The sequence below is a fragment of the Massilia mucilaginosa genome, from assembly GCF_011682145.1.
In the GTDB taxonomy this organism is placed as follows: Bacteria; Pseudomonadota; Gammaproteobacteria; order Burkholderiales; family Burkholderiaceae_D; genus Telluria_A; species Telluria_A mucilaginosa.
The window spans coordinates 1-1,045 of record NZ_WHJH01000159.1; the positions used below are offsets into that span (position 1 = coordinate 1).

Below are 1,045 nucleotides of genomic sequence, written 5' to 3' on the forward strand. Positions count from 1 at the left end.
GAGTCGATCCCGCGACTTGCGCAACTCCGCAAGGGCGCGTACCAATAACACTTCCTTCTGCGACGGCGAGAGCGAACTCACCCACTCGTCGCTCATTTGACGAAGATCGTGATCGGTAAGTGGAATTGGCTTTATTGACATTATTGAGTATTATGCAATAAAAACCGCTTCCATAGTGCACTCATTTGGCTTTTTTATCAGGGGAAGTGAACGGCTACGAACAGTCTGGTCGCCGGCGTCAGCAGCAGGTTGCATATTTACTATAAACCGCGAACCATTCGTGCGCGTCGATGAGGAGGGCCTGCTGTCGCGAACAGTAAGTTTTCCTTGCCGGTTATCACTGACAATTTGCAAATAATCTAAATCGTCTATTTTCTCTTTGCCCTCAATGTTCCAGCGGACGACATGCCACCCGTTGCGCGAGGCATCGGCACCATAATGAGCGTAGCTTTGGGAATGATAAGTTTCCGCTATTTCATTATGGAATTGTTTAGCGTCGTCCAGCATGTCGCAAGTGTGTGAAAAACTGGAGTTCCCAAGTCTTGCAGGATTGATCCATTCTTCTCTGAACAGGCTATACCAGCGGTCGCGAAGTTTATAGATTTCTTCATAAGGATCCCCCTTTTGCGGAAGACTTTTCAAATTTCTTCCGTCATGCGTGATTTCAAGCCAACGGTTTCCGTAGGCTTGATTGGGAAGAAGTTCCAACCCACCTTGGGCATTTCCCAAAACGGCAGTTACCTCTTCCCCGAAGTTCCCTAAAATTTTGGGAGTGATGCTCAATAAGCTATCTTCAAAACCACAACGCATACGCTTATAAGCCGCACCCGCTCCGATTGCGGGCATGACCCCGTGTACGATTCCGAGAATATTGTCGTTCATCTTCCCCATAGAAGGATGAGTTAGCGCTCGCCCGACGGCTCTATGACGTTTTCGGTGAAACTTGACGACCGCCACGGTATCGCCTAATTGAAATCGACCGCTGCGCGGCGGCCTGCAAGGGATTGACGGGTAAATGAGCGAGTTTGGACATGCGCAGATAGGC

The 1,045-nt window shown here is 49.3% G+C and carries 1 pseudogene; it reads right to left on the bottom strand.

From position 1 onward, the window contains the following. Nucleotides 1-150 precede the first annotated feature (150 nt). Nucleotides 151-1,045, bottom strand: a pseudogene (locus F2P45_RS34260) (hypothetical protein); the annotation flags it as partial.